This window comes from Streptomyces muensis, assembly GCF_021474425.1.
Classification (GTDB): Bacteria; Actinomycetota; Actinomycetes; order Streptomycetales; family Streptomycetaceae; genus Streptomyces; species Streptomyces muensis.
This window is the reverse complement of record NZ_JAKEIP010000524.1, coordinates 1-2,189: the sequence shown is the minus strand read 5'-3', so window position 1 is coordinate 2,189 and position 2,189 is coordinate 1. Positions and strand designations below refer to the sequence as shown.

Genomic DNA, 2,189 nt, shown 5'->3' with positions numbered 1-2,189 from the left:
GCCCCACTCGCTCCGCCGCAACCGCACCCCCAGCAACCGCGCCGCGACGACCGCGGTCACCGCGAGACTGGACGCCAGCGCCGCCGACACGGCGTAGATGGGAATCGACCGCAGGGCGAGGACCTGGAAGACGAACCCCAGCCCGTCCAGGGCGAGCCCGGCCAGATACCGCCACTGCCGAAGCGCCCGCAGCAGCACCCCCGCCGCGCCGCCCCGGCCCCCCTGCGCACTCGCCGCCCGCGCGGCCACGGCCTGAAGGACGGTGGCCGCGCCGAAACAGACCGCCGCACCAAGGGCGCAGATCATTCCGAAGAGCACAAACCGACTGTAGGCGGGAGGGTGCGGCCCGGGGGGCCTTGCGGGGCGGCGTGCGGCGATCTTTAGGCTGTCCGCTGAACACCGGACGGATCATCGGGACCGAACGGACCATCGGGGGACACACATGGCGGAAACACGACGCCGACTGCGCTCGAGCACCGTCGTCCTGGGCGGCATGGGCGTCATCGCCGCGGCCCTGACCTCGTGCGGCTCGGAACCGGACCGCCGCTGCGTCGACCGCGACAGCTACACCTACGAGGGCTACAAGGTCATCGCGGACAAGAACTGCACGTCAGGCTCCAGCTCCTCGTACGGCAAGAGCACCAGGAAGAAGACCGGCGGCTCCGACGCCGCCTGGTACTACGACGCCGACACCGACGGCGGCCGCGCCGACTACGGCACCTTCAACCGCAGCGACGCCGTCGACCGAGGCGGCTTCGGCTGCTCCGGCTCGGGCAGCAGCGGCGGCTGAGCGGGCAGGCCGATGGAACGCCGCACGATCGAACCCCGCCCCGGCTGGCAGCAGACCGTCGAGGAACAGGGCCTCGTCTACCCCCTCACCCGCCACCCCGACAACTCCCTGCGCCCGTACTGGGACGAGAGCGCCCACTACGTCTTCTCCCTGGCCGAGGTCGAGGCGCTGGAGGAGGTCGTCGAGGAACTGCACGGCATGTGCCTCGCCGCGGCGGACCACATCGTCCGCGCCGACCGCTTCGCCGACCTCGGCATCACCGACCCGCGGGTCGCGAACGCGGTCGCCGACGCCTGGCGCCGCCGCGCCGAACTCCCCTCCCTCTACGGCCGGTTCGACCTCCGCTACGACGGCACCGGCCCGGCGAAGCTCCTGGAGTACAACGCCGACACCCCCACGTCCCTCGTCGAGGCCGCGTCCCCCCAGTGGTTCTGGATGGAGGAGCGCTTCCCGGGCGCCGACCAGTGGAACTCCCTCCACGAACGTCTCGTCGCCGCCTGGAAGAAGCAGTCCGCCCTGCTGCCTCCCGGCAGTCCCCTCTACTTCGCGTACTCCTCCGCCGACGAACTCGGCGAGGACCTGATGACGGTCGCCTACCTTCAGGAGACAGCCGACCAGGCGGGCCTGGACACCGCCTGGATCTCCATGGAGGAGATCGGCTGGGACCCGCTCTCCGGCCGCTTCGTCGACACCCGACTCCGCTTCATCCGCAGCTGCTTCAAGCTCTACCCCTGGGAATGGCTCACCACCGACCGCTTCGCCGGCCACGTCCTGGACACCCTCGACAATGGCGGCGGCACCGGCACGACCCTCTGGATCGAACCGGCCTGGAAGATGCTCCTCAGCAACAAGGCCCTCCTGGCGATCCTCTGGGAGCTCTACCCGGACCACCCGAACCTGCTCCCCGCCTACCTCGACGGCCCGCGGGAACTGGCGACCACCACGGGCTACGTCGCCAAGCCCCTGCTCGGCCGCGAGGGCGCGGGCGTCACGGTCCACGAACCCGGCTCCGAGACGCCCCCCGTCCGCGAAGAGCCCTGCTGCTACCAGCAGTTGGCCCCGCTCCCCACCTTCGACGGCAACCACGTCGTCCTCGGCGCCTGGGTCGTCGAGGACGAGTCGGCAGGCCTCGGCATCCGCGAGTCGTCCGGCCTGATCACCGACGAGTACGCACGCTTTCTGCCCCACGTGATCCTCTGACGCCCTCGTCATCCCGGCCGCCCCGCCGAACCGCCCCCTCCCTCTCCCTCACACCCCGAGCACACCCCGCAACTGGGCGAGCCCCCAGTCCAGATCCTCCTTCCCGATCACCAGAGGCGGCGCGATCCGGATCGTCGCCCCCTGGGTGTCCTTCACCAGCACCCCCCGATCCATCAGCCGCTCGGACACCTCCCGCCCC

2 protein-coding genes and 2 pseudogenes are annotated in these 2,189 nt (G+C 71.1%); 2 read left to right on the top strand and 2 right to left on the bottom strand.

Annotated features, from left to right (window positions below; genetic code table 11):
* Positions 1-306: pseudogene (locus tag L0P92_RS43985) on the bottom strand (hypothetical protein); the annotation flags it as partial.
* Between the two features lie 136 nt (positions 307-442).
* Here L0P92_RS43985 and L0P92_RS43980 point away from each other — a divergent pair.
* Both L0P92_RS43980 and L0P92_RS43975 read left to right on the top strand, forming a co-directional pair.
* Positions 443-790: a hypothetical protein gene (locus tag L0P92_RS43980; protein ID WP_234768739.1), complete on the top strand. Its 348-nt coding sequence runs from the start codon at positions 443-445 to the stop codon at positions 788-790.
* A 12-nt stretch (positions 791-802) separates the two neighbouring features.
* Entirely contained in the window at positions 803-1,990 is a 1,188-nt protein-coding gene (locus L0P92_RS43975) for a glutathionylspermidine synthase family protein (protein ID WP_234768738.1), read from the top strand.
* Positions 1,991-2,038: 48 nt separating this feature from the next.
* Here L0P92_RS43975 and rocD read toward each other — a convergent pair.
* Positions 2,039-2,189: pseudogene (gene rocD / locus L0P92_RS43970) on the bottom strand (ornithine--oxo-acid transaminase); the annotation flags it as partial.

Excerpts from the sequence above, each read along its gene's own strand:
- L0P92_RS43980 (WP_234768739.1), top strand. The coding sequence starts at position 443 with ATGGCGGAAACACGACGCCGACTGCGCTCGAGCACCGTCGTCCTGGGC.
- L0P92_RS43975 (WP_234768738.1), top strand. The coding sequence starts at position 803 with ATGGAACGCCGCACGATCGAACCCCGCCCCGGCTGGCAGCAGACCGTC.